General features: G+C 65.6%; 24 protein-coding genes and 1 tRNA gene. 7 read left to right on the plus strand and 18 right to left on the minus strand.

Annotation, left to right across the window (positions count from 1 at the left end):
- Window positions 1–13: 13 nt before the first annotated feature.
- The 7 genes from addA to ahcY all read right to left on the minus strand — a co-directional run bounded on the left by addA (window position 14) and on the right by ahcY (window position 12,470).
- Window positions 14–3,493, minus strand: a complete 3,480-nt coding sequence (addA, locus tag V6B15_RS07390) for a double-strand break repair helicase AddA (protein ID WP_334200633.1) — start codon at window positions 3,491–3,493, stop codon at window positions 14–16.
- Complete coding sequence (gene addB / locus V6B15_RS07395) at window positions 3,490–6,504, minus strand: double-strand break repair protein AddB (protein WP_334200634.1); 3,015 nt, start codon at window positions 6,502–6,504, stop codon at window positions 3,490–3,492. Before addB ends, addA begins: the two co-directional genes overlap by 4 nt.
- Window positions 6,497–7,219 (minus strand): nucleotidyltransferase family protein, encoded by a 723-nt coding sequence (locus V6B15_RS07400; protein WP_334200635.1) that lies wholly within the window; start codon window positions 7,217–7,219, stop codon window positions 6,497–6,499. Before V6B15_RS07400 ends, addB begins: the two co-directional genes overlap by 8 nt.
- Window positions 7,216–8,205 carry an aminoglycoside phosphotransferase family protein gene (locus tag V6B15_RS07405; RefSeq protein WP_334200636.1) on the minus strand — a complete coding sequence of 330 codons (990 nt, stop codon included), beginning with the start codon at window positions 8,203–8,205 and terminating at the stop codon, window positions 7,216–7,218. The genes V6B15_RS07400 and V6B15_RS07405 overlap by 4 nt, the downstream gene beginning before the upstream one ends.
- On the minus strand, window positions 8,202–8,639 hold the full coding sequence (tsaE, locus tag V6B15_RS07410) for a tRNA (adenosine(37)-N6)-threonylcarbamoyltransferase complex ATPase subunit type 1 TsaE (protein WP_334200637.1): 438 nt from the start codon (window positions 8,637–8,639) through the stop codon (window positions 8,202–8,204). Before tsaE ends, V6B15_RS07405 begins: the two co-directional genes overlap by 4 nt.
- Complete coding sequence (locus V6B15_RS07415; protein ID WP_320180416.1) at window positions 8,636–10,981, minus strand: sensor histidine kinase; 2,346 nt, start codon at window positions 10,979–10,981, stop codon at window positions 8,636–8,638. Before V6B15_RS07415 ends, tsaE begins: the two co-directional genes overlap by 4 nt.
- A gap of 82 nt (window positions 10,982–11,063) precedes the next feature.
- The gene (gene ahcY / locus V6B15_RS07420; RefSeq protein WP_253516472.1) at window positions 11,064–12,470 is read right to left on the minus strand and encodes an adenosylhomocysteinase; all 1,407 of its coding nucleotides are present in this window, start codon (window positions 12,468–12,470) and stop codon (window positions 11,064–11,066) included.
- 361 nt (window positions 12,471–12,831) lie between these two features.
- On the opposite strand from ahcY, the gene V6B15_RS07425 reads away from it, so the two are divergent.
- Entirely contained in the window at window positions 12,832–13,311 is a 480-nt protein-coding gene (locus V6B15_RS07425) for a peroxiredoxin (protein WP_334200638.1), read from the plus strand.
- 146 nt (window positions 13,312–13,457) lie between these two features.
- Window positions 13,458–14,078, plus strand: a complete 621-nt coding sequence (locus V6B15_RS07430; protein WP_334200639.1) for a hypothetical protein — start codon at window positions 13,458–13,460, stop codon at window positions 14,076–14,078.
- 51 nt (window positions 14,079–14,129) lie between these two features.
- Here the strand turns inward: V6B15_RS07430 and folE are convergent, their stop codons facing one another.
- From folE to V6B15_RS07445, 3 genes are read right to left on the minus strand one after another with little or no spacing between them, the layout of a single operon-like run.
- On the minus strand, window positions 14,130–14,741 hold the full coding sequence (folE, locus tag V6B15_RS07435) for a GTP cyclohydrolase I FolE (protein ID WP_334200640.1): 612 nt from the start codon (window positions 14,739–14,741) through the stop codon (window positions 14,130–14,132).
- A complete protein-coding gene (locus V6B15_RS07440; RefSeq protein WP_334200641.1) occupies window positions 14,738–16,279 on the minus strand; it encodes a phospholipase D-like domain-containing protein in 1,542 nt (513 codons plus the stop codon). The genes folE and V6B15_RS07440 overlap by 4 nt, the downstream gene beginning before the upstream one ends.
- 19 nt (window positions 16,280–16,298) lie before the next feature.
- On the minus strand, window positions 16,299–16,790 hold the full coding sequence (locus V6B15_RS07445) for a hemerythrin domain-containing protein (RefSeq protein ID WP_334200642.1): 492 nt from the start codon (window positions 16,788–16,790) through the stop codon (window positions 16,299–16,301).
- Window positions 16,791–16,880: 90 nt separating this feature from the next.
- On the opposite strand from V6B15_RS07445, the gene V6B15_RS07450 reads away from it, so the two are divergent.
- Complete coding sequence (locus V6B15_RS07450) at window positions 16,881–17,276, plus strand: metallopeptidase family protein (protein WP_334200643.1); 396 nt, start codon at window positions 16,881–16,883, stop codon at window positions 17,274–17,276.
- A gap of 122 nt (window positions 17,277–17,398) precedes the next feature.
- Here the strand turns inward: V6B15_RS07450 and V6B15_RS07455 are convergent.
- Window positions 17,399–17,475, minus strand: a tRNA-Arg gene (locus tag V6B15_RS07455).
- A 50-nt stretch (window positions 17,476–17,525) separates the two neighbouring features.
- Window positions 17,526–17,990 (minus strand): NUDIX domain-containing protein, encoded by a 465-nt coding sequence (locus tag V6B15_RS07460; RefSeq protein ID WP_334200644.1) that lies wholly within the window; start codon window positions 17,988–17,990, stop codon window positions 17,526–17,528.
- Between the two features lie 40 nt (window positions 17,991–18,030).
- Here V6B15_RS07460 and V6B15_RS07465 point away from each other — a divergent pair, with 40 nt between their 5' ends.
- Window positions 18,031–18,210 (plus strand): Flp family type IVb pilin, encoded by a 180-nt coding sequence (locus tag V6B15_RS07465; RefSeq protein ID WP_334200645.1) that lies wholly within the window; start codon window positions 18,031–18,033, stop codon window positions 18,208–18,210.
- 121 nt (window positions 18,211–18,331) lie between these two features.
- Window positions 18,332–18,502, plus strand: a complete 171-nt coding sequence (locus V6B15_RS07470) for a Flp family type IVb pilin (RefSeq protein ID WP_253516502.1) — start codon at window positions 18,332–18,334, stop codon at window positions 18,500–18,502.
- A 78-nt stretch (window positions 18,503–18,580) separates the two neighbouring features.
- On the opposite strand, the gene V6B15_RS07475 is transcribed toward V6B15_RS07470, so the two are convergent.
- The 5 genes from V6B15_RS07475 to V6B15_RS07495 all read right to left on the minus strand — a co-directional run bounded on the left by V6B15_RS07475 (window position 18,581) and on the right by V6B15_RS07495 (window position 24,024).
- A complete protein-coding gene (locus V6B15_RS07475; RefSeq protein ID WP_334200646.1) occupies window positions 18,581–20,059 on the minus strand; it encodes a M48 family metalloprotease in 1,479 nt (492 codons plus the stop codon).
- 122 nt (window positions 20,060–20,181) lie between these two features.
- Entirely contained in the window at window positions 20,182–21,126 is a 945-nt protein-coding gene (locus tag V6B15_RS07480) for an acetyl-CoA carboxylase carboxyltransferase subunit alpha (protein WP_334200647.1), read from the minus strand.
- A 9-nt stretch (window positions 21,127–21,135) separates the two neighbouring features.
- Entirely contained in the window at window positions 21,136–22,014 is an 879-nt protein-coding gene (locus V6B15_RS07485) for a tyrosine recombinase (RefSeq protein ID WP_334200648.1), read from the minus strand.
- A 1-nt stretch (window position 22,015) separates the two neighbouring features.
- On the minus strand, window positions 22,016–23,866 hold the full coding sequence (locus V6B15_RS07490; protein WP_334200649.1) for a hypothetical protein: 1,851 nt from the start codon (window positions 23,864–23,866) through the stop codon (window positions 22,016–22,018).
- Window positions 23,863–24,024 (minus strand): hypothetical protein, encoded by a 162-nt coding sequence (locus V6B15_RS07495; protein ID WP_334200650.1) that lies wholly within the window; start codon window positions 24,022–24,024, stop codon window positions 23,863–23,865. The genes V6B15_RS07490 and V6B15_RS07495 overlap by 4 nt, the downstream gene beginning before the upstream one ends.
- 48 nt (window positions 24,025–24,072) lie before the next feature.
- On the opposite strand from V6B15_RS07495, the gene V6B15_RS07500 reads away from it, so the two are divergent.
- Both V6B15_RS07500 and aroB read left to right on the plus strand, forming a co-directional pair.
- A complete protein-coding gene (locus tag V6B15_RS07500) occupies window positions 24,073–24,639 on the plus strand; it encodes a shikimate kinase (RefSeq protein ID WP_334200651.1) in 567 nt (188 codons plus the stop codon).
- Entirely contained in the window at window positions 24,630–25,739 is a 1,110-nt protein-coding gene (aroB, locus tag V6B15_RS07505) for a 3-dehydroquinate synthase (RefSeq protein WP_334200652.1), read from the plus strand. Before V6B15_RS07500 ends, aroB begins: the two co-directional genes overlap by 10 nt.
- A 35-nt stretch (window positions 25,740–25,774) precedes the next feature.
- Here the strand turns inward: aroB and V6B15_RS07510 are convergent, their stop codons facing one another.
- On the minus strand, window positions 25,775–26,032 hold the full coding sequence (locus V6B15_RS07510; RefSeq protein WP_253516528.1) for a hypothetical protein: 258 nt from the start codon (window positions 26,030–26,032) through the stop codon (window positions 25,775–25,777).
- Window positions 26,033–26,174: the final 142 nt, after the last annotated feature.

The following is a 26,174-nucleotide window of genomic DNA, read 5'->3' on the forward strand; positions in this document are numbered from 1 at the left end:
GCGGCCCGGTCGATTACTCAACGGGCGGCAGGGTAAAACTTTCCTGCGGCGCCGCAAACGCGCTCTTGTAAGCAGCCAGCATTGCGGGCGGCAAGGCGAACAGCTGCGGCGTCTGGGTATAGAGCACTGCGGCTTCGACTTGGCGTCCGGGATAGATCGCCTCCAGTGCGGCGACATAGGCCGCCATCTGCTTCAACGTGCTGTCGGGAATGTCATCCAGCGTCGCGGGCGGGCGCCGCGCGGTCTTGAAATCGACCACGGTGACCGTCTCGCTCGTGACCAGCAGCCGGTCCGCCGTGCCCATCACGACATGCCCCTCGACCGTCGCGGCGAGCGGCACTTCGGCGAGCGCCTGCGGACCGAACACATGCGCAAACGCCGCGTCCTCCAGCACCGCGCGAACCCGCGCGAGCATGTCTGCGCGCTCCGCCTCGGTCAGGTCGGGGGCCTGCCGCGCAAGCCAGCCACGCGCCTGTTCTTCGCGCAAATCCTCGGCCAGCTGCGGCATCCGCTCGAGCAGCGCATGGATCAGCGTCCCGCGCCGTGCCGCTTCTGCCGCATGCGCCGGAGGGAGCGGCGGATCGCTGCCCTCGACATCGCCCAGCCCCGATGGCGCCAGCGGGCGCGGCGGCCGGGGTTCGGGACCGATCGGGCGCGTGGCCCAGACGGGCAGGACCGGCTGCGAAGCCTCGGCAGCGTGCCTGTCCGCTGGCGCTACTGCCGGGGCGCGTTCGCCGATCTCCCAGCTCGCATTCCAGATCGGGTCCGCAAACCCCTCGTCCTCGCCGAACAGCGGCTTGAGGCGCGCATACCAGCTATCCTCATGCGGGCCGTTCTTCGCATCGCGCGGGCCGAGCGAGCCGGTGATGAACAACGCCTCCTGCGCCCGGGTCAGCGCGACGTAGAGCAGCCGCCAGTGCTCCTGCATGGCCTTGGCGGTTTCGAGCTCGCCCGCCATCCGCACCGGGCCGACCTGCTCGCTCTTGGAAAGCCCGGGCAGCGGGACTGCGCGTGCCTCGCCTCCACCGGGCAGGTCTTCGCGCAGGACCAGCTCGCCTGCGCCGTCGGGGCGGATCGCGCTGTCGGCAAGGATCACGATCGGCGCTTCGAGACCCTTCGAGCCATGCACGGTCATGACGCGCACCTGGTCGCCGCCCTCGCCCGCTTCGCGTTTCAGATCGCCATCGCCGGCATCGAACCAGCGGATGAAGCCCTGCAGGCTGGCGGTATGCGCGCTGGCATAGGCATTCGCCGCATTGAGCAATTCGTCGATCGGATCATTCGCCTCACGCCCCAGCCGCGCGACCAGTTGGCGGCGTCCGTCCATCGGACCGATCAGCATCCAGTGGAGCAATTGCTGCGGGCTGTCGTAATCGGCGCGGCGCAGGATTTCGCGCAAGGTGTCCATGGTCTCCACCACCCGCTCGGCATCGCTTTCGCGCAGATGCTCCCATAGCCGCATCTTGGGCCGGCGATGGCCATAGCGCAGCAAATCGTCCTGGCTCCACCCGATCAGCGGCGAGACCAGCAGGCTGGCGAGCGTGAGATCGTCGAGCGGTTGTGCGGCAAAGCGCAGCGCCGCCATCAGATCCTTCACCGCCAGCGGATTGCCCAGCCGCAGGCGATCGACCCCGGCAACGGGAACGCCGTGGCGGTAAAGCCGTGCGACGATCAGCGATGCCAGTTCGCGCCGCTTCTGTACCAGGATCATGACATCGCCGGCGGTCGCTCGGCGCGGATTGCCCTTCGATAGGGTGAAGCCCTCGCCCGCAGGATCGAGCCACTGCGCCACTTGCCGCGCGATGCGATCGGCCAGTTGGCGGTCGTGGCGAGCAAGCCAGCCTTCCCGTTCGCCATCATCGTCCTCGCCTTCCGTGACCCGGACGACCTGCCACAGGCCGATCAGCCCCGGCTCAGCGCTGCCCGTATGCGGATCGCCGCGCTCGTCGAGACCGAAACCGTTATAACCGATCGCATCGATCGCGCGGTCGACGAAGCCCAGCACCTGCTGGTTCGTGCGATAGCTGCGCCCGAGACCATATTCCTCCAACCCGCGAACATCCGGCGTGCCGCGAGTTTCGCGCGCAGCCTGCGCGGCAGCCCCCAACTTGTCGCGGAAGTAATCGCGCGCCTCGCGGAAGTTTTCCGGGCTGGTGCCCTGGAAACCGAAAATCGCCTGTTTGTAGTCGCCGACGGCAAAAATGGTGCGCACCGCATCGCCCTGCGCCCCCGCGCCGTCGAAGTAATCGTCGGTCAGCGCCTTGACGATGCTCCATTGCGCCGCGTTGGTATCCTGCGCCTCGTCGACGAGGATGTGATCGAAACTGCGGTCCAGCTTGTAGCGGATCCACTCGGCCATCGCGCTGTTGGACAGCAAGGTGGCAGCGCGCGCGATAAGGTCGTCGAAATCGACCAGCCCCCCGCGCTCCTTCGCCTTGTGCCAGGCGAGCGCGAAGGCGCGTCCCGCCTCGAGCTGCGGGGCGAGGAATGCGGCAAGCTCTATCAGCGCAGCGCGTTCGCGCACCAGCGCCACGGCCTCGGCCACCTGCTGCTGGTTGTCCGGAAAGGCAGGATCGGCCTTCTCCGCCCCGGCAAGTTTGCGCGGCGTTCCGTCCTTCTTGAGCAATGTGGCGCAGAAACCCTCGAGACCAGCTCGGCGCGCGTCCGCATCACCGGCGAGCCAGCTCTCGATGAAATCGGCGCATTGCTGCCCGGTCTTGGCGGGCCATCCGCGCGTGGCGGACAGGCAGGCGCGCAAGGCCGCGACGGGAAAGGCGTCGTCCGAACAGGCCTGCGCCACCCATGCAGCATCGGCGTCGGCGGGGATGCCGAGCAGGCGGTGGACGCGCGGCTGCATCGGCGGCTGCCAGCTTCCCGGTCCGCGCCATAGTTCCATGTGCCGTGCGCAGCGCATCAGCCAGCCGCGGACCGCATCGGGGCCCTTGCGCTTGCTCAGTTCGGCAATCGCGACGGTTATGCGTGTGTCGCCTTCGCCCAGCAGCGTCGCCAGCACCTCGCGGCTGAGCAGGTCGCGCTCGCGGTCTTCCATCGGGCGCGATCCGGGCAGCATGCCCGCTTCGCCCGGGAACGCGGCGAGGAGATATTGCGCAAAGGCGTGGATCGTATCGATCCGCAAGCCGCCGCCGGGGCAATCGAGCACGCGCGCGAACAGCGCGCGGGCCCGGGCGCGTGTCTCGGGATCGGCCGGCGCGCCAAGATAGCCGAGCTCCTTGCCCAGCTGCGCATCGTCCATCCGCACCCACCGCGCGAGCACGGCATTGACCCGCACCGCCATTTCGGCCGCGCCCGCCTTGGTGAAGGTCAGGCACAACACCTGCGAAGGATCGGCACCCGGTTCGAGCAGCAGCCGCAGCACACGCGCCGACAGCACCTGCGTCTTGCCCGTTCCCGCGCTCGCCGACAGCCACACGCTGTCCTGCGGATCGACCGCGAGCCGCTGCTTGTCCTGCAGTTCGTAGACGGTCCCGCTCATGCGTCCTCTCCGCCATCCTGATGCGCGATCCATTCATCGAGCCGCATCAGCTGGTCATAGGTGTCATAGGCGGGGTAATCGGGGTTCTCGCGCGCGGTGAAGGGATCGCGGCCCTTGATGAAACGGCCGATAGCCAGCGTCAGCTTCTCGGCGGTGAGCGGGAGGAATTCCTCAGGCAGCACACCCGAAGTCTTGCGCCCGACCTTGAGCGGGATGTCGACATAGCCGAAGCCGAACGGGTTATCGTCATTGTTCGCCTTGCCCAACGACCAGTATTCGTAACCGTGCGGATCGCCCGACAGGCCGTCGAACCCGCCCCGCTCGGCAATCAGGCCAAGAATACCGAGCTGGAGCGCAAAGCCCTGCTCGACCATTGCCGCGCTGGGCGGCTTGCCGGTCTTGTAGTCGATGATCGCAAGACTGCCGTCCTCGAGCCGGTCGATCCGGTCCGCGCGGCCATGCACCTGCACGCCTTCGAAAGTCATCGCGCCCTTCTTCTCGACCGCGAGCACGCGGCGATCGTCGTAACTGGTCACCTGATCCTCGATCCAGCGCAGCGCCGCTTCGAGGCGGGGCTGCCACAGACCGCGCATCAGCGGATCGGCGTTCTCCTCGTCGAGCACCGCATCCATGATCGGTGCCAGCGACGCCGCCGGATCGCTCTCGCGCGCCTCGTGCCAGCGTTGCAGGATCGTATGTGCGACATTGCCCTGCCACAGCGCCGACGGCTCGGCATCGAGCGCGTCGAGATCGGACAGGCCCATGATCTTGCCCGCATAGAATTGGTAGGGATCGCCCAGCAGCCGATCGAGCGCGGTGGCGGAAATATCGACATCGCGCTGTTCCGGCGCGGGATCGGGCGCGGGCCGCGGATAGCGTTCAGCCGCCGGTGCGCGCGTCATGGCGCGGGCCAGCGCGACCGCGTCGCGTTCCTCGTAACGCGGCAGCATCTCGCCCAGCAATGCCTGGACCCGCAGCAGGAACCGCGAGGGGATCGCAGGGCCGGCCTCGTCGCGCTCCGACCGCGAGAGCACCACCTCGGGTGCTCCCATCGCGCCGGCCAGATCGTGCGCCGACAGACCGATGCGGAAATCGGAGCCGGGAATGCCCAGCGCGCGCAGCACGGGGGGCGCGAGCAGCGCGTCGATCCCGCCCCTGGTGGGCCAGACGCCTTCGTTGAGCCCCGCACAGATGACCAGTTCGGCGCGGTTCATCCGGCTTTCGAGCAGGCCCAGAATATGTACCCGCGCATGCCCGCCATAGGGCGGCCGCACTGCGATCTGCTCCATCGCATCACGCAGCGCGATCCCCGTTTCGGTCGGCGCGAGCGCAAAACCCGCCTCGCGCGCATGCAGGCGCAAATCCTCGACAAAGGCGGAGAGCGCGCGGCCGTCTTCCCTGGCCCACAGCTTCTCGCCGCACAGCGCCTCGCCCGCCTCGGCCAGCACATCCAGCACTTCGGCCAGCGACGTGCTTTCCTCCTGCCGCAAGGCAAGCAGCGGCATCAGCGCCTGTTCGACCACCGCATACCATGCGCCGACCCGCGGATGGGTTTCGGACAGCTGGGCTGCGATCTTCGCGAGCGGAACAAGCCCGCCAGCCTGGCGCGGCCCGCGCAAGCGCCGCTCGACACGGCGCAGCTGGCGCAGCCAGGTGCCGCGCTCCATCCTGCCTTCGACCAGCGGATGCGCCAGCAGCCCCATCAGCGGCACGGGCGTGGCGTCCTCCGCCATCACCTCGGCCAGCAGCAGGAGCAACCGCCCTGCCGGGGTCTGCGAGAGCGGGCGGCCCGCCGAATCGTCGGCAGCGATATTCCAGCGGTCGAGATGATGTACCACCCGCCGCGCCAATGCGCGGTCCGGGGTTACGACTGCCACGCGCCGTTCGGGCTCCTCGAGCGCTTCGCGCACCAGCAGCGCGATCGCCTGCGCTTCTTCCTCTGGCGTGGCGCAGGTCATCGTCCGCAGACCCGACAGGCGGCGTTTTTCGGGCGGCAGATCGACCCAGCCCTTGCTCGCCTCGGGCGGGAGGAACAGCGAGCCGATAGCATGGCTGCGCTCGGGCGGCGCCGCGGCGAGGCCCCTGCGATGCCACGGCTGCACTTCTTCCCGTGCCACCCCCATCCGGTTGAGCAGCAGCTTGAGGTGATATTGCGGATGCGTCACCGCATCGTCGCGCGCAAACGGCGTGGCACCCGGCTCGGGCGTTGCACCCGCCCGCCCCAATTCGTCCCAGACCGCCTGCGGCATTGTCAGATCGAAGTCGGGCAGGATGACCGCGCCATGGTCGAGATCGGCGACCACGCGCAACAGCCGCGCGAGCGACGGCGCCGCGCTGGTCACCCCCGCAGCCACGATCGGTGTCGGCGGCGGGGTTTGCTTCCAACGCGAGGCGGCCCAGTCGAACAGCCGATTGCGCCGCGCGGCCGCGTCGAGCGCGTCCCATTCGCGCAATTGTGCCAGCCATTGTGCCTGCACGCTGGCGAACAGGTGGAGGCTTTGCTGCCAATGGCCCGACAGCGATCCGAACAGGTCGAGCACGGACTCGCCAAGCAGTTCTTCGGGTCCCACGCCCTCGACCAGCAGCCGGTCCATCGTCGCGCCCATCTCGCGCGCCAGCCGGAGCAAGGTCGCCCCGCCGGGCGCCTCGTCGCCCATGGTTTCGCCAATAAGCTGGGCCAGCGCGAACAGCCGCCGCTGCGGATCGATCGCGGGCGGGACATCTGCCGCCCCAAGCGGGTCGAGCAGGGGCCCAAGCGTCTCGTCGAGATCGAGATCGCCGATCACCGCCATGCGCGGCATCAGCAGCCCCGGCGTAGTGTGCTCGCCTGAGTGACGGATGAAAGCCTCGGCGATCGTCCGCCGTGCGCGGCTGCTCGGCACCAGCAGCGTCAGCCGTGAAAGACCGAACTCGGGGTCCGAATATCGCGGGACGAGGCCGGCAACCAGCGCATCGGCAAAGCCGCGGTGGGCAGCAATCGAGTAGACCTGCGGCTGGTGCCGTTCAGCCACCCTTGAGCGCCAGTTCGGTCGGGCGGATATGCGCCGGCGTGCCGACTTCGTACCAGTGCCCGGTAAAGGCGAGCCCGAACAGGCGGCCTTCGGCAATCGCCCGGTCCCACAGGACATTGGTCGAGAACTTGCCTTCGGGCGCGTCGCGCAGCAGCCGCTCGGACACGAGCTGGATCCCGGTATAGATGAACGGCGCGATCCGCCCCGGCAGCTTGCGCTGCAACAGCCCCGCCCCATTCATGTAGAAATCGCCCACGCCGTCGAAATTGTACGCCCGTGCGTGGTTCACGACCAGCAATAGCGCGTCCATCCGGTCGGGGTCCCAGCGCGCCGATAGATCGGCAAAGGCATTGCGCGGACCGTCGAGCCAGATGCTGTCGGCATTGCAGGCGAAGAACTGGCTGGGCAGCAGGCCCGCCGCCGCGGCCTTGACCATGCCGCCGCCGGTTTCGAGCAAGTGTTCGCGTTCGTCAGAGAAGGTCACAGCGGGCGCCTTGCGCGGCCCGATATGCGCCTCGATCGCATCGGCGAGATAGTGGACATTGACCACCGCCTTGGCAATCCCGGCTTCCTCCAGCCGGTCGAGCGCCCGGTCGATCAGCGGTTTTCCCGCCACGCGCACCAGGGGTTTGGGCGTGCTCGCGGTGAGCGGGCGCATGCGCTTGCCCAGCCCCGCAGCCATCAGCATGGCGGTATCGGAGGCCAGTTCGCTCACTGGATTTCCCCGCCCGCGGTATCGCGCATTTCCTGCGGGATATTGGCGGCAAACCAGTCGGCGACCGGCCGCAGCGCTTCATGCGCGAGATCGCGCTCCATCGCGGTCCAGACCCGCGGGATCATCGCGAGATAACGCGCCTTGCCATCGCGCTTCCACAGCCGGGTGAAGATGCCGACGATCTTGGCGTTCCGCTGCGCGCCGAGCCGCGCATAATCGGCTTCGAAATCCGCGCCGGGATCGGCCGCAGCACGGTAGCGACCGAGCATTTCGCATTCGAGGTCTTCAGCAACATCGCGGCGGGCATCCTGCAGCAGGCTGACGAGATCATAGGCCGGGTGGCCGACCAGCGCGTCCTGGAAATCGATCAGCCCCTGCGCGCCCGCCAGCTTGCCGGGTTCGAGCAGCATGATGTTTTCCGCATGGTAATCGCGCAGCACGGTTACGCCCGGCGTCTGGCGCGGCAGCAAGGGCTCGAGCACAGCCTCCCACGCCTTGCGATAGCCCTCGACATCGACGTCGAGCCCCATTGCCGGACAGTACCATTCGACCAGCAGCATGGCTTCGCGCAGATAGACCGCCATGTCGTAGGGTGCGAACGGACCCGGCGGCAGCCGGTGCAGCTGCACCAGCGTGTCGATCGCCTTGGCATAGATGTCGCGTTCGTCACCCGGATTGTCGTCGATCCATTCGCGCATCCGCTGGTCGCCGAAATCTTCGGTCAGCACCCAACCGCGCGCGGCGTCTTCCAACAGGATATGCGGTGCGCGCAGACCGCTGGTTTCCAGCCAGTGCGCGACATGCAGGAAGGGCTTGGGATCTTCCTCCGGCGGTGGTGCATGCATCAGCATCGCGGTCTTGCCGCCGAGCTTGAGCCGGAAGTACCGGCGGAAACTGGCATCGCCGACGAGCGGGGCGATTTCCGCCCCTTCCCATTCGGTATCGCCAAGGAATGCGTGAATATCGTCGAGAAGCGCGTCGCTCATAGCCAGCGCCCTTGCCAAGATGTGCCCGGGGTTACAACGGCCTCGCGCCCGTCACCCACCTTTTCGAGATCAATCGCGAGACACGCCGGCTCATGCGCGAAGCCGCCGGCGTGGTCGGGCCATTCGGCAAGCAGGACCGCGCCCTCGCGATAGTCGTCGAGTCCGAGTTCCTCGACCTCCGACGGATCTTCCAGCCGGTAGAAATCGGCATGCACCACCGGCGGGTTCAGCTCGTCATAGGTTTCGATAATCGTGTAGGTTGGCGACGGCACTTCGCCCGTGTGGCCCAGCGCGGCAAGGATTGCCCGCGCGAGCGTGGTCTTGCCCGTCCCGAGGTTGCCCGAAAGCGCGACGACATCACCCGGGGCTAGTCTGACCGCGATACGCTGTCCTAGCGCCTCCATCGCTGCGAGATCAGGCAGTGCAATGGTCACGGCAGCGTGATCGTGGCCGTGGTGCCGCCGTTCTTGCGGCTGTGGATTTCGAGCGTTCCGCCATGCGCTTCGATCAGCTGCCGCGCGAGCGGGATACCTAGTCCCTGCCGCCGCTCGATCCCCTTGCCATCGGCAGACATGCGGATGCCCTCGAGCGCCCGCGCCAGTTCGTGCTGGCTCATGCCGCGGCCATTGTCGGCGATGACGATCTTGGTCTCGCCGCGCTTGCGCCCGATATCGACCAGGATCCGCCCGCCGCGCGGAGTGCCGTTGATGGCATTGTCGAGCAGCTGCGAAATCGCCCGCCGCAATTGGTGCGGATCGGCGGTGACGCTTTTCTCGGGGCTTCCCTTGAGGTCGAGCGTTAGCCCGCTGTCGAGAATCCGCCGTTCCTGCTTGCGCACGATCTGCGTCACGAAGGGCAGCAGTTCGAGCTTGCTCTGACGCAGCGGCATCAGGCCCGCTTCGGATTGCGAGAGATCGAGGACGTTCTCGACCTGCTCGGTCAGCTTGCCGACTGACAGCGAGATTGCCTGCGCATATTCCTCGGCCTGCGGGGGCAGTTCGCCCGCAATGCCGCTGGTCAGCAATTCGGCAAACCCGCCGATCGAGGTCAGCGGCGTACGGAATTCATAGCTCATGTTGGCCAGGAAGCGCGTCATCACCGCATCGGCTTCCTCCAGCGCGCGGTTACGCTCCCGAAGGGCCTGTTCCGCCTGGCGCGAGGCGGTCACGTCGAGCACAGTCAGCAGGCCATTGCCATCGGGCAGCGGGACCCCCGTGAAGTCGAGCGTACGCCCATTGGCAAGTTCGATGCGGCCATCGCTCTTCTTGCGATCGAGCGTCGCCGCACGGATGACCTGGTTGATCCGCGACACCGCGCTGGGATCGGCAAGGTTCGGGGCGATCGCGCCGAGCAAATCCTCCGCCTGCGGGTGGCCGTCGAGAACTTCGTGTTCGATCCCCCAGGCGCCGGGAAAGCCGCGGTTCCACAATTCCAGATGCCCGTCGGGAGCGAACACCGCCAGCGCCTCGAACAGATTGTCGAACGTCGCGGTGCGCGTGCGCAGCAGCGTGTCGCGCGTCGCCGACAGCGCGAGCTGCTCGGTCCGGTCCTCGGCGATCATCACCAGCCCGCCATCGGGGAGCGGCTGCGCAACGATCCGCAGATGCGTGCTGTCCGAGAGCGACCAGGCCTCTTCGTGCGGCTCGTCGCGCTGGAACCACTCGGCCAGTTCGTTGCGCCAGGCGGGGAAGTCGCGCACTTCGGGGATGCGGCCGTTCTCGCGGGCAATCAGCAGCATTTGCTGGAAGGTCGTGCGGTCGTTGACCACGCCCGGCGGGAGCGAGAAGACGCGGTGGAACGGCTGGTTGGCGAAGGTCATGCGGTGCGCCGCATCGAACTGCGCCACCCCGATCGAGAGCTGGTCGAGCATCGAGCGTTGCGCCTCGCGAAAAGCGCGGAATTCGCGGGCCTGCTCCTCCATTTCCTCGATATCAACGGCATAACCGGCAATGCCCTCGCCCATCAGCGGCAAGTCGGTCACCCGGATGGTGCGCCGCGCGCGGTCGATGGTCGCGCTGACGATGCGCTCGATCGGCTGGCGCCGGTCGGCGGCCTGTTGCGCGACCTCGGTCGCCGTCCGGCCATTGACCGTTTCGACCAGTTCGATCTGTTCGGTGACCACGCGGTCCGCGCTGTCCGCGCCGACCGCTTCGACATAGGCCTGGTTGACCAGCCGCAATTGCATGTCCGCACCGCGGAACCACATCGGCATGGGAGCGGCCTCGATCAGGCCGACCAGCGCGCCGAAATCCTCGCGCGCGCGCGCGGCTTCCTCGCGCAATTGCAGCAGTTCGGCTTCGCTCTCGCTGAAGTCGAAGACCCAGATCAGCGCCGCCCCGCCAGGCGAAACCGCGGGGTCTGCCAGAGACCCCTGCATCGCCAGCGACTTGCCCGAGCCCGGCGCCACGGTGATCGCCATGCGGAAGGGCTTGGCGGTCTTCTGCGTGCGGCGAACATTGCGCGTCAGATCGTCCATCTGCGCTTCGGTCAGGCCGCGGCCATCCGCGCCCGCCAGTTCGGACATATATTCGGGAACCTTGTCGAGCCCGATCCAGCGCGCCAGCCGGTCGGGCGCCTCGATCCGCCCGTCGGCGCGGACCAGCAGCGGGATCGCGGGCGCTTCCTCGATCAGGCGCGAAAGGCGCTGCGCAACCTGCCTGCTGGCGATCGATTTCTGCTCGCGTCCGCTCGCGCGCAGCATCGCCCAGACTGCACCTGCGGTCCATAAGGCCAGCAGGAGGCCGACGATGGCCAGCAGTGCGGGAGAGGTTTCCATTACCGCCAGCTATGCGGACGCGCGCGGGGATGCAATGCCCCCGCGCGCGTTCGTGCCGTGGTAGTGCCGCAGTTTGCGGCGATCAGTAGCGGTAGTGCTCGGGCTTGAACGGGCCATCGACCGGCACGCCGATGTAGTCGGCCTGCTTCTGGCTGAGCTTGGTCAGCTTCACGCCGAGCTTGTCGAGATGCAGCGCCGCGACCTTCTCGTCGAGGTGCTTGGGCAGGACATAGACGTCGTTCTGATATTCGTCGCCCTTGGTCCACAGTTCGATCTGCGCCAGCGTCTGGTTGGTGAAGCTGAAGCTCATCACGAAGCTGGGGTGACCGGTGGCGCAGGACAGGTTCACCAGGCGGCCCTTGCCGAGCACGATGATTTCCTTGCCATCAGGGAACTTCACCAGGTCGGTGCCCGGCTTGAGTTCGTTCCACTCGTAATTGTCGAGCGCGGAAATCTGCAGCTCGCTGTCGAAGTGACCGATGTTGCAGACGATCGCCTTGTCCTTCATCGCCTTCATCTGTTCGGCGGTGATGACATGCTCGTTGCCGGTCGCAGTGACGAAGATATCGGCAACACCGACCGCTTCGTCCATGGTCACGACTTCGAAGCCGTCCATGGCCGCCTGCAGCGCGCAGATCGGATCGATTTCGGTCACCAGCACGCGCGCGCCGCCATTGCGCAGCGACTGCGCCGACCCCTTGCCGACATCGCCGAAGCCCGCAACGCAGGCGACCTTGCCCGACAGCATCACATCGGTCGCACGGCGGATCGCGTCGACCAGCGATTCGCGGCAGCCATAGAGATTGTCGAACTTCGACTTGGTCACGCTGTCGTTCACATTGATCGCGGGGAACGGCAGCTTGCCCTGCTTGGCAAGGTGATAGAGGCGGTGGACGCCGGTGGTGGTTTCTTCCGAGACGCCGACGATGTTCTGAACCGACTTGGTCAGATAGCCCGGCTTGGCCTTGAGGAACGCCTTGAGCGCACGCTGGAATTCGATTTCCTCGGCGTTCTGCGGCTCGGGCAGTTCCTCGCCCGCTTCGATGCGCGCGCCCCACAGCGCGAACATGGTGGCATCGCCGCCATCGTCGAGAATGATATTGGCGGTGCGGTCGGCATCGTCCTCGGTCGACCAGTCGAAGATGCGGCCGACATAATCCCAGTAATCGGCGAGGCTTTCACCCTTGATCGCGAACACGGGAATGTCCTGCGCCGCGATTGCAGCGGCGGCGTGGTCCTGCGTCGAATAGATGTTGCAGGTGGCCCAGCGCACATCGGCGCCCAGCGCGACCAGCGTTTCGATCAGCACGGCGGTCTGGATCGTCATGTGCAGCGAGCCGGTGATGCGCGCGCCCTTGAGCGGCTTGTCGGCATATTCTTCGCGCAGCGCCATGAGGCCCGGCATTTCGGTTTCGGCAATGGCGATCTCGTCGCGGCCGTATTTGGCCAGCGCCAGGTCCTTGATAACGTAATCGGTAAATTCGGTCACGATGATGTCCTCGACTTTTCGGGGTGGTGACCGCACGCAAAAGGGGCGACCGCCGCATTGGCGCCGCCCCTAGCCCCTCCACGAACCGGGGGCAACAGCCCCCCGACCGTTGCGAACCCGAAGGGGCCCCGGCGCGCCGCGAACCGTCCCCCGTTGCGCGGCGCAGCAGCGAGCCGTTTCATCGCTGCAATCTCGCATTTCATGGGATGGGGTAAAGGGATTACAGTAACTTAAAGCGGCGCGGTAAAGAGGTCTTAACGCTTGCACGGCGGTTCCGCGGTGCCGCGCCCGTCGAGGAAGGTTGCGCGGGCCTTCGCGCCCGCCTACCCATGCGCCGAACGACATTAACGGAGTTTCCAACATGACGATTTCGGTGGGCGACAAGCTGCCTGATGTGAAGCTGGTCAAGGCGACCGAGAATGGCCCCGAACAGGTCAGCTCGAGCGAATATTTCAAGGGAAAGAAGATCGCGCTGTTTTCGGTGCCCGGTGCCTTCACCCCGACCTGTTCGGCGCGCCATCTGCCCGGCTATGTCGAAAAGGCGGGCGACCTGAAGAGCAAGGGCGTCGACGAAATCGTTGCGACGGCAGTCAACGACGCTTTCGTCATGGGCGCGTGGAAGAGCTCGGCGGGATCGGACGACATCACCATGCTCGCCGATGGCAATGGCGATTTCGCCGAGGCTGTGGGCCTGACGATGGACGGTTCGGGTTTCGGCATGGGCAAGCGCGGACAGCGCTATTCGATGGTTGTCGAAGACGGCGTGGTCACGCAGCTCAATGTCGAGGCACCCGGCGATTTCTCGGTCTCGAGCGCGGAGCACATGCTCGGCCAGATGTAGGCTCCCGCCAGCATACGCTGTTATGGAATTACCGCCCCGTCCGGCCCTGTGCCGGGCGGGGCGTTTTTCTTGCGTGCTACGGGAGAGCCCCCGGCCCTCCTGTCCGGAATATACAAGACATCTGATGGTATTCCCTGAAGCCTGTCGTGGTCGAACTCAGATCAAGGAACCCGATCGGCATCGCCAGCCCTTTGCAATCATGCACCTCTCAAACAGGGCAGGTGATGCACGAACCAGTGTCTATGATAGAAAAAACAAGAGATTATGTCGCAGCCCTCCGCCAGCAGGCCGCCCAGATGAACGAACTTGCCGATACGCTGGAGAAAGACCTCGGACTCGCAACTGCCCCGGCCAAGCGGGCACCCGCTCCAAAAGTATCGGCGGTCGAACTGATCCCGGTCGCCCAGGCGATGTTCTCGCTGCGACGCAGGCGCGAAAAAATCCTGCCACAGAAATTCCTTGGCGAACCGATGTGGGACCTGCTGCTCCATCTGTTCGAACGCACCGCGAACGACCAACCGGTGTCCATCACCAAAGCGAGCTACGCTGCGCACGTGCCCCCGACCACGGCGTTACGCGCCATTTCGGTCATGGAGAACGAAGGTTACCTCATCCGGACGAAGCCCAAGGCGAAATTGCGCAATGTCCAGCTGACGCTGACCGACAATGCGATGGATGCCATGTGCAGCTATCTTCGATCATCGGACCCGCCGCGCCTCTATACCGAGGCGCTGGTTCACAGGATCGGTGAAGTCGGCGTGTCGTGACAGCTTGAGTATGCCCTCGGTGCCGTTGAGGCGGCATTCGGGGAAACTCGGTCAGCCGTACCCCATTAGCCGGAGCACTTCCTCGCGGCTGCGGTGGTCGTCGAGGAAGGTACCCATCATGCGGCTGGTGACCATGCCGACACCGGGGGTTTTGACCCCGCGGGCGGTCATGCAGCTATGCGACGCCTCGATGACCACGGCGACACCCTGCGGCTGGAGGTTCTCCCAGATGCAATCGGCGACTTCCGCGGTCAGGCGTTCCTGCACCTGCAGGCGCCGCGCGAAACCGTGCAGCACCCGGGCCAGCTTGGAGATGCCGACCACCCGGTCATTGGGCAGGTAAGCGATGGCCGCCTTGCCGATGATCGGCGCCATGTGATGCTCGCAATGCGACTGGAACGGGATGTCCTTCAGCAGGACGATCTCGTTATAGCCGCCGACTTCCTCGAAGACGCGGCCGAGATGGTAGGCGGGATCTTCCTCGTAACCGAGACAATATTCCTTCCACGCGCGCGCCACTCGTGCGGGGGTATCGAGCAGGCCTTCACGCGATGGATCATCGCCGGTCCATTTGATCAGAGTGCGAATGGCATCCTGCACATGGTCGGGCACCGGCAGCTTGCCGCGGGGATCGTCCTCGTCGGGTCCAACTAGGCTGCTCACGTTCCCTTGATCCTCCTGAACTTTTCGCGAAACCGCGCGAGCCTACTGCCTTTGCGGAAAAGGCCGCCCTTTGCAAATGGCTCGAACATCTCTTCCGGGTGCTCGGGATCGAGCAGCGCGCTCTCGGCCAGGGTCTGCTCGACTCCATTGAGTTCGGGCGGGTGGTAACGCCGCAGATTGCGCCCGCCGTCTTCCTGCGAATGGTCGATCAAACGGGCCATCGACCCGTAGCGCGACAGCAGCTGGCCGACCTCCCCTTCGTCGATCCCGCAATGCTCGCCGAGCAGCGATCGCCGCAGGTCAGCAATGCCGGCACGCGCGTGATCGTTGCCCTCACGCGTGGCATCGATGAACACGTCGCATTCGCTATCGAGCCCCATCGAGCGATTGTTGAGGTTGGCCGAGCCGATCCGCAGGATATCGTCGTCGATGATCATGATCTTGGCATGGACATAGATCGGGGTCTCGCCGGAGAATGGTGACCACAGCGAGAACCGGTGCTGCTTGTCCGCCTCTTCTATCGCGCGCACCAGTTCGGCGCGCGCGTGGTCCATCGCCTGCTGCTCCAGCCAGCCATCGGCATGGCAGGGATGGACGATGACGATCTCGGGCGGTTCGTCTTCCTGCAGCCGGGCGATGATCGCCTCGGCAATCGCGCGCGAGGCGAAATACTGGCTTTCGGCGTAGATGAAGCGTTTGGCCGCGCCGATCTGCTTGAGATAGAGTTGCTCGATCTCGTCGACCGCATCCCAGTCACGGTAGGAGGCGCGGGTGCGGGCGATGCCGATTTCGACATTCTCGAATTGCGCCTCCAGCGCATCGGGCCAAGGCGTACCGGGGCTTTCGGGCACGTCGGGAAGTTCATCGCCGCCAGCACAGGTCCAGCGGTCGTCCCCCAATTGTGCGAGGGCGACGGCGATTTCGCCTTCCATCATCATCGCGGCATCGTGCCACGGCTTATAGGGCCGCCCATGCGGCGTCTTGCGCCGCGGATCGTCTTCCTTGTGTTCGCGCGTGTCCCAGCGCTGGTCGGTCATGTCGATCCCGCCGCACACGGCGACCTGGTTGTCGAGCACCGCGATCTTCTGGTGGTGGGTGCAGCCGACCGGATGGGCAGTGTCGAATTTAAAGGTGATCCGCGAATGCCGGATCCACCGCGCGAGATCCCACCACATCGAGGCACGCCCGATGGTGGAAAGCGCACCGACGCTCCATTTCAGGATACGGATATCCAGCTGTTTGCGGTGCCGGGCGAGCCAGGCGATAAAACTGCCCAGGCGCGAGGGGTAGCCGCGCTTCCACCCACGCTGCCACCAGCGGCGCCCGCGTTCGAGATGGATGCGTGTATCGAAGTCCCAGCCGATCAGCAGGATACGCCGCCGCGACTTGAGCATCGCTTCCTGTATGAGGGCGAAATAATCCGCCGCATCGACAATCACGCTGGCGCGCGTGGCCCTGGCATAGCGCCACACCCCCGGTTCGACCGAAGGTTCGAGCCCGGAAACCCGGCTCGGGTCGCTTGTGCCCGCTTTGCTCACCTCCCGCCCCCTGCCAGCGCTATTCCTTGGCGTCTTCCTTTTTCTCGGGCGTGATCTCGGCCTCGGCCATTTCCTCGCGCTTGCGGCGCTCGAACACCTTTTCCATGTGCTTCATGTCGTCATCGTCGAGATATTGCTCGAAGTCGGGGAAATGGTCTTCCTCTTCCTCGTTGATGTGATGACGGTACTGGTGGTCGAAATTCTTGAACTTCGTCAGCCAGCCACCTTCCGACATATCGGTAGCGGCAAGATCGTTGAGCGCTTCCTCGATCTCGTGGTGCTCGGCGACCGAGTGGCGTGTCTCGCCAGTGGTCGGCGGTTTGCGCAGCATGGTCGAATAAAGCGCTTGTTCCTCAGCCGCGGCGTGCGACTTGAGCTCCTTGGTGAGCTCTTCGAACAGCGTCACGCGTTCGCTGCTGTCGCCGCTCGTCTCGAGCAATTTGTCGAGCAGCTCGCGATGCTGGTCGTGATCCTGCTTGAGGCGCGCGAAGATTTCTGAGGCGTCGGTCATGGAAAATGATCTCCTTTCACCAATGAACCGGCTACCGGCGGCGCGGTTCCAGTCTTGTGCCGGGCAGCGAGCGGTCCCATCTCCATGGCCATGCACGACCGCCAGGCCCCGTCGAAACCGCAGATGCAGATGATGGCGCAAGCCGCACTCGCCGCCCTGCCCGCCCAGTTCCGCGAGCAGCTGGGCGATATCGTCCTGCAGGTGGAAGACTTTGCCACCCCCGAGCAGCTAGCTTCGGTCGGCATGGAGGAACGCTGGCACCTATCCGGCCTCTATGAGGGTGAGCCCCTGCCCGAGCGGTCGATCTGGGAAAGCGGGCGCCTGCCGCCGCGAATCTGGCTGTTCCGCGAACCGCTGTTTGCCGAATGGCGCGAGACCGGCGTGCGCATGGATGACCTCGTTCGCCACGTGGTGGTCCATGAAGCGGGCCACCACTTCGGCTTCAGCGACGACGATATGCATTGGCTCGAAGACCAGGCGGACTAGCGCCGCACCCGGAAGAACCGGCCGCCGCGGTAGCTGGGTCTGGCCGTCCTCAGCTCTCAAAAGCGAACTTCTCTAAGCCAGAACCACAAGAGGCCACCCCTCTTGCGAGAGATGGCCTCTTGTGGCGCGCCCGGAAGGATTCGAACCTCCGGCCCCCAGATTCGTAGTCTGGTGCTCTATCCAGCTGAGCTACGGGCGCGCTTGGAGGGCGGCACATAGGCAGGTGCCCCCAGCTTGGCAATCCCTAATTCAAGGTTTTGCAAACAAGTGCCGCATGAGCTCGATATCGAGCGGCGGTTTGTCGAGCGACTCGATCTCGCGCGGCGCAAACCATGCAATTTCGCCCCCTTCGCGGGCCTCCACCGGACTGCCGTCCCACACCGACCTGTAAAGCATTATGACAATCGGCGGACGCGCTTTGGCAAGCGTTTCTTCGGCGAAGGCGACCGGCGCAACCTGCTCGGGCGCAAGCGCCAATCCGAGCTCTTCATCGATCTCCCGGACCAGCGCATCCCGCGGTTTTTCCTCGATTTCCACCTTGCCGCCGGGGAATTCCCACAACCCGCCATGGTGCTTGTGCGCGGGGCGCCGGTGCATCAGCCAGCGGCCCTTTCCGTCGCTGAGCGCCAGGGCCACCACACAGGTCCATGTCGGAATATTTTCCAAAACCTTCGCCGCCCTCAACCCTTTCTTAACCCGATCAGCCGTACTCACCGATTGTCAGCTTAGGCAAGTGACGAATGGGGCAACGAACATGGTCGAATTCCTGCGCAAACTGGGACGCGACACACGCGGAGCCACAGCCGTCGAATACGGGCTGATCCTCGCACTGATCTTTCTTGCCATGATTGGCGGGATTCAGGCCTTCGGCACTACGGCTACGGCCATGTGGACGAGCATTGAAGCCGCGGTTGTCGCGGTCACGAGTGGCTGACGGGGAAATTGGGATGCTCGGAGTGTTAGGATTTTTTCAACCACTTCGATGCAAAACCGAAAATGTTCGAACCGGATTTTCGGGACGGACCGGGTACGAAGACTGAACCAGGAGACGACACATGAAGTTTTTCCGTAAGCTGCGCCGCAATGAAGAAGGCGCAACCGCTATCGAATACGGCCTTATTGCTGCCCTGATCGCCGTTGCTGCGATCACCGCAATGCAGAGCCTGGGTGACGAACTCAGCACGACCTTCAACAAGGTCTCGACCACGCTGAGCGCCGAAAACTAAGTTCGACGCGATCGATAAAGAGAGGGCGGCGGGTTCAACCCGCCGCCCTTTTCTTTTGTCCGGCGTCGGCGTGACGAATTAGCGCCCGCGGACGACGATCTTCACCTTCTGCCCCGCGCTGACCCCTTGGTTCGAGGTCAGCCCGTTGAGCACGCGGAAACGTTCTACCTGATTGTCGCTATAGGCCATCCGGCTCGCCAGCGAATTGACCGTATCGCCGCTCCGCACCGTGACCACATCGATCACGCGCGGGATGATATTGGCCGCGGTCTGCGCGTCGATCCGCCGCATCGAACTGAACATCTGGTTGAACGTCGATGCCTGGCCCGCCGGCGTGATGGCGAGGAAGTGATAGGCGACACTGTTCGAAAATTCATACGCGAACACCGTCACATCGACCTGTCCATTGCCCGAGTTTACCCGCGCGGTTCCGTAAGCGGCCGGCAATCCGTTGACGGTCGTCTTCTGGATCGATTGCGGGCGGATCTGCTGCTGCTCGCTCACCCCGGCGAAGACGCTGGTGACGTAGCTGTCGAGATTGTTGCTGTACGGTGCGAGCGTGAACTGTGCCTGCCCGCTCTGGCCGTTGATCGACACGGCGCGCGTGCCATTGACCATGTAGAAGCCCTGCGGTGCGGTGAAGGCGAGCCGCAGTTCGGGATGGATGAACTGACGGCCTTCGACCACGCCCTGCGCCGGGTCGTCGCCATAAGTCAGCCCGTCGATCCGGGTGAGGAAGGTATCGCGATTGGTGATGCCGCCACCGACGCCCGCGGCTTGCGCGGTCGTCATGGCGCTCTGCACGCGGCTGGCCGGATCGGGGTGGGTCGATGCCCATTCGGGAATGCTGGCATTGTCGCGGCCCTGGACCCGCGCATCGAGCGCGTTCTGCATCGCCAGGCTCTGCAGGACGGTTGCCATCGCGCGCGGATCATAGCCCGCCTGGTTGAGATAGCGGATACCGAGTTCGTCGGCTTCGAGTTCCTGCGAACGCGAGAATTTCAGCGTCAGCAATTGCGAACCCTGCAATGCGGCCTGGCCGATCTGCTGCCCAAGCCCGCTATTGCCGAGCAGGATGCCCGACAGGATGGCACCTGCTGCGCCAAGCAGCGTATTGCGCTGCGAGGCGGCCTGGCGGCGCTGCGAATGGCGCGCGGCGACATGGCCGACCTCGTGCCCGAGCACGCCGGCCAGTTCGGCTTCATTGTTCATCAGCGCGACCAGCTGGCGCGTCGTGTAGATATAGCCACCGGGGATCGCGAAAGCGTTGTTCACCGGGCTGTTGAGCAGCGAAACCGTGAACGATTCGCGCGCATTGCCAAGCCCGGACTGAACCGCAATGTTCTTGCCCACCTGCTCGACATATTGCGCATGGCTGCCGCTCATCGCGCCGCCGAATTCGGCGAGCAGCTGCGGATGCGCTTCGGCGCCCATCTGTGCTTCGCTTTGCGTAATCGGGGTGGATGCGCTCGGAATGTCGCCCCCGCCCATGCAGCCGGCCAGCGCCAGCGACAAAGCGGTGACGGAGGTGGCGGCGGTAAATCTGATGCGCGACATAAAAGGTCTCCCCGATTGGCAAACGCGCGCGGGCCGACTTGAAGCGACCCGCGCGGCGGTGTTTCATACAAAAGGGAAAACCTGAACGGGGGGAAGTTTGTTCCCGCCTTGCCGGTTGGGGGTCAGCCCGCCAGCGTCAGGAAACGTTCTTCCCGCAAGCGTTTGAGTTCGTGCGGCGCATAACGGCCAAGCTTGTCGAGCTCTTCGGCGATCGCGGTTCCCAGCGTGCTTACCGCCAATCGCGGATCGCGATGGGCGCCGCCGACCGGTTCGGGCACGATACGATCGATCACGCCGAGGCTGGCGAGATCCTGCGCGGTGACCTTCATCGCCTCCGCCGCATCGGGCGCCTTTTCCGCGGTCCGCCACAGAATCGACGCACAGCCCTCGGGCGAAATGACCGAATAAACGGCGTGCTCCATCATCAGCACACGCTCGGCGCTGGCCAGCGCCACCGCGCCGCCCGATCCGCCCTCGCCCACGATGGCTGCAACCATCGGGACAGGCAGTGCGAGGCAGGCCTCGGTCGAACGCGCGATCGCTTCCGCCTGGCCGCGCTCTTCGGCTTCGACCCCGGGGAAAGCGCCCGAGGTGTCGACCAGCGTGACCACCGGCAGGCCGAACCGCCCCGCCAGTTCCATCAGGCGGATCGCCTTGCGATAGCCCTCTGGCTTGCCCATGCCGAAATTGTGCCGGATGCGGCTGGCGGTATCGTTGCCCTTCTCGTGCCCGATCACCACGGCCTTGCGGCCGTCGAGCTTGGCAAATCCGCCGAGGATCGCCTCGTCATCGCCATAACAGCGATCGCCGCCAAGCGGGACGAACTCGTCGAACGCATGTTCGATATAGTCGCGGAAATGCGGGCGCGAGGGATGCCGGGCCACCTGCGTCTTCTGCCACGGGGTGAGCGCCTCATAAGTGCTGGCAAGCAGCGCAGCGCTCTTCGTCTCGAGCCGCTGCAGCTCGGTAGAGATGTCGACGTCGTCGCCCTCGGCTGCATTGCGCAGCTCGGCAATGCGCTGTTCAAGCTCGGCGACCGGCTTCTCGAATTCGAGATAGGAAATCATGCGGTGGCGCTAGTCCGAAGCGCGCTGCTGCGCAAGCGGGTGCCGCTCGTTGACCAGTTTCACCAACCGTGCGGCATCGACATGGGTGTATATCTGGGTGGTCGAGATATCCGCATGGCCGAGCAATGTCTGCAAGGCGCGCAAATCCGCCCCGCCCTCCAGCAGATGCGTGGCGAAGGCATGGCGCAGGACATGCGGGCTGAGCTTTTCGGGTGGCAGATCGGCGCGCACTGCCAGTTCGCGGAGCAGCTGGAACAGCCGTACACGCGAAAGATGGCCGGTGCGCGAGGGAAACAGCCAAGGGGAATCGCTATCGCGCAACGGCAGCCACCGCTGCAGCGCGGCATTTGCGCGCTGGCTGACGGGGACCATGCGCGCTTGCCCGCCCTTGCCAATCACCGTCAGGAAGGGCGCATCGCGCGGGACCGCGGATAACGGCAGCGCGACCAGTTCGGTGGCGCGCAAACCCGATCCGTAGAGCAATTCGAGAAAGGTGAGCATGCGCACGGCGGCAGGCGATTCGGCAGTCGCCGCCTCCTCGGCGGCGGCGAACAGCGCCTCCACTTCGGCATGGGAGAGGATTCGCGGTAGCGGGCGGCGGGTTGCCGGGCGTGGCAGCGCATGCGTGGGATCGTCGTCGCGCAGACCTTCGTCGATCACGAAGCCGAAGAATTGCCGCAGCGCCGAGATCTTGCGCGCCAGTGTCGACGGGGCGAGCGACGACCAGCCCTGCCCCAGCCGCGCCAATTGCGCCGGACTGGCCTGCTCGAGGCCCCCCCCGACCAGTTCGTCTGCCTGTTCGAGGTCTCTCCCATAGGCAAGGATCGTGTTTCTCGCCGCTCCCCGCTCTGCCGCGAGCATGGCGAGGAAATCGGCGATCGCGCTCACGTCAGGCGCGCGCGACCGCCTCCGCGGCGATCATCCGGGCTTCGGCCTCGAGACCCACGCGGCGCAGTGCCGAAACGATGTGATAAAGGTGGCGGGCGGTCATGCGGTCCCAGCTCGATCCTTGCATGCCGAGTCCGGCGAGCATTGCAACCAGCGCGGGATTGTCGACCTCGGCCGCGCGATCGATCATCCGCGTCCAGCGGGTCTGCGCGGAAAAATCCAGGCCCAGCCGCCCGCTATACTCGGCGATCTCGCCGCTACCGATCCGCTCGAGCCCGGCCAGCCCGGCAAGCAGCAAGCGCGAACGGCGCTGCCCTGCGGACCCGTCATCGTCGACGAAACTGTCTAATTCACCGTCGGTGACGCCCACCGTGCGGCGGGGATCGGCCAGTGCCAGCAAGGCCCATGCCTCGCTGCCCGCATCCACCGTGCCCGCCCAGCGCATGGCATCGCCATCCAGGCCCGCGGTCAGCATCGACGCAATCAGGGCGCCCGTGTCGTCGCCCAGTTCGGCATCGATCGGCAGGCGCGCCGCCGCGTAGGCGGTCAGGACCATGCGACCGTACGAATAATCGCCGCCGCCCGACCAGATATCGCGGATTGCCGCCAGCCGCCGCATCGGGTCGGTCCCAACATAGGCTTCGCGCAGGCGCGAAGCGGTCAGCGCGGCATCGCCCTCGGCGCCTTCTTCGGCATAGAGCTGGCTGTAGAGATCCACCATCGCCGAGGCCGACAGGATGCCGCTCGCCCCCGCGATCTCCGCACCGCGTGCGCGCTGGACCGGCGCGAGTGCGGGGGTCAGCGCCGCGGTGCGCACCAGTTCGGGGGCAGCATCGTCCAGCAACCCTTCGGGGATCGGTTCGCCCAGCGCATTGGCGAGGGCAAAGCGCCACGGGGTGATCGCGCCCGTGCCGTCCCATTCGATCGTCACCGCACGGCGCCCCCGCCCGGCCGAGCCGGCAAGTCGCTGCGCGAGCAATACGTCGATCCGGTCGTCTTCGGTGCGGGTGAGCAGGCGGCGCAGATCGTTCTGCGCGCGGGTCGCCTCGCCGGCGTAGGCGTTGCAGATCCCCGCCAGCATCTGCCATTCCTGATCGTCGCGCCCGGTTTCAACCAGGCGCACGGCCGGGCAGGCACCGACTATGTCGGCGGTGCCGATATAGGCGGCAACCGCGGCATCGGTCAGCGCGGGCGAGTAATTCGCGGTGTCGACATCCTGCACCAATGCGCGGGCGACACTGTGTTCGCCCATCGTGTTGAGCACTTGCGCGCGAAGGGCCGCGAATTCGACCGGGTCCATGCCTTCGGGCGCCGCCAGCCTGCTGGCCAGCGCGCGGCGCAGCAGGATATGGCCCCAGCGGGAAACCATCGGCTGCTGCATGCCCGCGAGCACCGCGCGGACCAGCGCCGCGGGCTGGCGCGCCAGTGAGCCTGCGGGCAGGCCGCCCTCGCTTGCATCCATCACACCGACCCGGTCCATCGACCGCCGGGCCGCAGGCGGGATATCGAACTTCGGCTTCAGCCCAAGCAATTCGTCGAGATCGTCGGTCGACATCGCCTCCAGCTCTTCGAGCGTAGGCAGGTTGGACAGATCGAGATCGGCGCGCGGCGCCGCGGACTGCACCGGCAGCGGCTGGACGATCTCGCCCGCCTGGGTCTCGGTCGGCGGCAGCGATCCGGACTGGACGGGCGCGGTCGGCGCAGGCGTGCGCGCGGCGCGCGGGGTAGGTGTCGGCGAAGGGGTCGGACTGTCGAAGCCGGGGGGCAGCAGGTCCACGGGCGCTTCCTGCGCCAGCACCATCGCGGAACTGAGCGCGAGCGCCGCGCCGCCGACAAGCCATGCCGATTTCATCGCGCTGCCTCCGGCAATTCGACTGCCTGTTCAATCGGGTGCAGCGGCTCTTCCCCGCCATCAACCAGCGCCGCGACGAGCAATAAAACGAACAGCACCGCCAAGAGGCCTCCGATCCTTCTGCCGCTCATCGCCAAGATTTTCACGTCCCGTTTCAAGTGCTGATACCTTGCCCGCGCCCTAGCCCAGTTCTAGGCACGGCGGCAATGACCCATGCAACGACCCTCACCCCCGCCGAGATCGGCGGCATCGCGCGGCGGATCGACCGTCCCGTGGTGCTGGTGGGACTGATGGGCGTGGGCAAATCCACTGTCGGCCGAAGACTGGCGGCAATGCTCGACAGGAACTTCGTCGATGTCGATGAAGAAATCGAACGCGCTGCCGACCGGACGGTGAGCGAGATTTTCGATTCCCATGGCGAGAGCTATTTCCGCGACGGTGAGCGCCGCGTGATCGCGCGGTTGATGGACGAGGCGCATGGGGTAATCGCTACGGGAGGCGGCGCGTTCGTCGATCCCGAGACCCGCGCCGCAATTCTCGAGCGGGCGATTGCCGTATGGCTCGATTGCGATATCGACACGCTGGTCGAGCGGACCGCACGCCGCGACAATCGCCCGCTGCTGCGCTCGGGCGACCCGCGCGAGATACTTACCGCGCTCAAGGACCGACGCGGTGCCGCCTACGCGGAAGCACAGGTTCACGTGGTTACCGATGACGCGCCGCATACCGAAACCGCGCAACGCATACTGGAGGCGATCGACGCATGGCTGTGATCCCCGTCGACCTGGCCGGGCGCGAGTATGAGGTCCGCGTCGGGACCGGCCTGTTGGCCGATGTCGCAGGACAGGCGCGTCCTTTCCTGCGCAAACACCACGTCTGCATCGTAGCCGATGAGAATGCGCGCGCGCATTGGGGCGAGACAATCGCCGGGTCACTCGGCGCAGCCGGGATCGAACCGCGCTGGTACGATGTTGCGCCGGGTGAAGGCTCGAAAAGCTGGGCTAGCCTCGCCCGGCTGACGGACTGGCTGCTCGCCCAGGGTGTCGAACGCGGCGACCATGTGTTTGCACTGGGCGGCGGGGTCGTCGGTGATCTGACCGGGTTCGCCTGCGCCATCCTCAAGCGCGGCTGCGGCTTTGTGCAATTGCCGACCACGCTGCTGGCGCAAGTCGACAGTTCGGTCGGCGGGAAGACCGCGATCAACACGAGTGCGGGCAAGAACCTTATCGGTGCGTTCCACCAGCCCGCGCTGGTGCTGGCCGATCTCGATACGCTCGGCACGCTCCCTGTACGCGAATTGCGCGCAGGCTATGCCGAAGTGCTCAAATACGGAGTACTGGGCGACCGGCCCTTCTTCGAATGGCTCGAGGGGCACGGCGATGCAGTGGTCGCGCTGCAACCGCAACCGCTCGAACAGGCGGTTGCCACCAGCGTGACGGCCAAGGCCCGGATCGTGGCCGAAGACGAGCGCGAATCCAGCGGCGCGCGCGCACTGCTTAACCTCGGCCACACATTCGGCCACGCGCTGGAGGCGGAAACCGGCTTTTCGGACCGCTTGCTGCATGGCGAAGGCGTGGCGCTCGGCATGGTGCTGGCGGCGCGCTATTCAGCGCGGCGCGGCGCGCTTTCGCTGGACGATGCCCGGCGCGTTACCCGCGCGGTCGACGCTGCGGGGCTACCTGCGGAAATCTCGGCGCTGGGTCTCGAGTGCAACGGACGCCGACTGGCCGATCACATGCTGCACGACAAGAAGATGGATGCAGGCACGCTGCCTTTCATCCTGCTGCGTGCAATCGGCGAAGCGCATCTGGCGCGCGATGTCGAACTGGCCGATGTGGCCGCCTTCCTCGACGAGGAATTGCAGGCACATTGAGCTTAGCCGGAGGCGGCAGGCTCAGCCTGTCTGCGCTAGCTGAGACGCGGGGCCAGCCGGGTGATCTTGCCCACGCCGACCGGCTGGTAATCCGCCATCATCGCATCGTGTTCGGCAAACAGCCGCTCGATCTCGCCGCGGCGGTCTAGCAGCGTGCAGGCGATGCCCGGGGCCAGGCTTTCGCCGTCACCGATCTTGCCAAGGATGCTGGCGAGATCGCTCACCGTCGCCTCCTCGGGCGATTTGAAGAAGTGGCCCCTCGCGTCGAAGAACCCGGTACCCTTGCGTGCCATGTCGCTACCTCCCGCATGAAAGCATGAGCCGACTCAGAACGCACAGGATTCCCCGCAGCGGTCAGCCTTACCAGCGCGTTTACCAACAAAGCCGGTGAATTCGGCCAAATTCGCAACAACGATACTCTATCAGGCGCCGAAA

Source organism: Qipengyuania sp. Mu-71 (assembly GCF_036867055.1).
GTDB lineage: Bacteria > Pseudomonadota > Alphaproteobacteria > Sphingomonadales > Sphingomonadaceae > Qipengyuania > Qipengyuania profunda.

Bases quoted from the DNA above. Each gene is read 5' to 3' on its own strand.
- addA (WP_334200633.1), bottom strand. From the start codon at position 3,493: ATGAGCGGGACCGTCTACGAACTGCAGGACAAGCAGCGGCTCGCGGTC.
- V6B15_RS07405 (WP_334200636.1), bottom strand. From the start codon at position 8,205: ATGAGCGACGCGCTTCTCGACGATATTCACGCATTCCTTGGCGATACC.
- V6B15_RS07415 (WP_320180416.1), bottom strand. From the start codon at position 10,981: ATGGAAACCTCTCCCGCACTGCTGGCCATCGTCGGCCTCCTGCTGGCC.
- V6B15_RS07425 (WP_334200638.1), top strand. From the start codon at position 12,832: ATGACGATTTCGGTGGGCGACAAGCTGCCTGATGTGAAGCTGGTCAAG.
- V6B15_RS07445 (WP_334200642.1), bottom strand. From the start codon at position 16,790: ATGACCGACGCCTCAGAAATCTTCGCGCGCCTCAAGCAGGATCACGAC.
- V6B15_RS07450 (WP_334200643.1), top strand. From the start codon at position 16,881: ATGCACGACCGCCAGGCCCCGTCGAAACCGCAGATGCAGATGATGGCG.
- V6B15_RS07465 (WP_334200645.1), top strand. From the start codon at position 18,031: ATGGTCGAATTCCTGCGCAAACTGGGACGCGACACACGCGGAGCCACA.
- V6B15_RS07470 (WP_253516502.1), top strand. From the start codon at position 18,332: ATGAAGTTTTTCCGTAAGCTGCGCCGCAATGAAGAAGGCGCAACCGCT.
- V6B15_RS07475 (WP_334200646.1), bottom strand. From the start codon at position 20,059: ATGTCGCGCATCAGATTTACCGCCGCCACCTCCGTCACCGCTTTGTCG.
- V6B15_RS07480 (WP_334200647.1), bottom strand. From the start codon at position 21,126: ATGATTTCCTATCTCGAATTCGAGAAGCCGGTCGCCGAGCTTGAACAG.
- V6B15_RS07490 (WP_334200649.1), bottom strand. From the start codon at position 23,866: ATGAAATCGGCATGGCTTGTCGGCGGCGCGGCGCTCGCGCTCAGTTCC.
- V6B15_RS07500 (WP_334200651.1), top strand. From the start codon at position 24,073: ATGACCCATGCAACGACCCTCACCCCCGCCGAGATCGGCGGCATCGCG.
- aroB (WP_334200652.1), top strand. From the start codon at position 24,630: ATGGCTGTGATCCCCGTCGACCTGGCCGGGCGCGAGTATGAGGTCCGC.
- V6B15_RS07510 (WP_253516528.1), bottom strand. From the start codon at position 26,032: ATGGCACGCAAGGGTACCGGGTTCTTCGACGCGAGGGGCCACTTCTTC.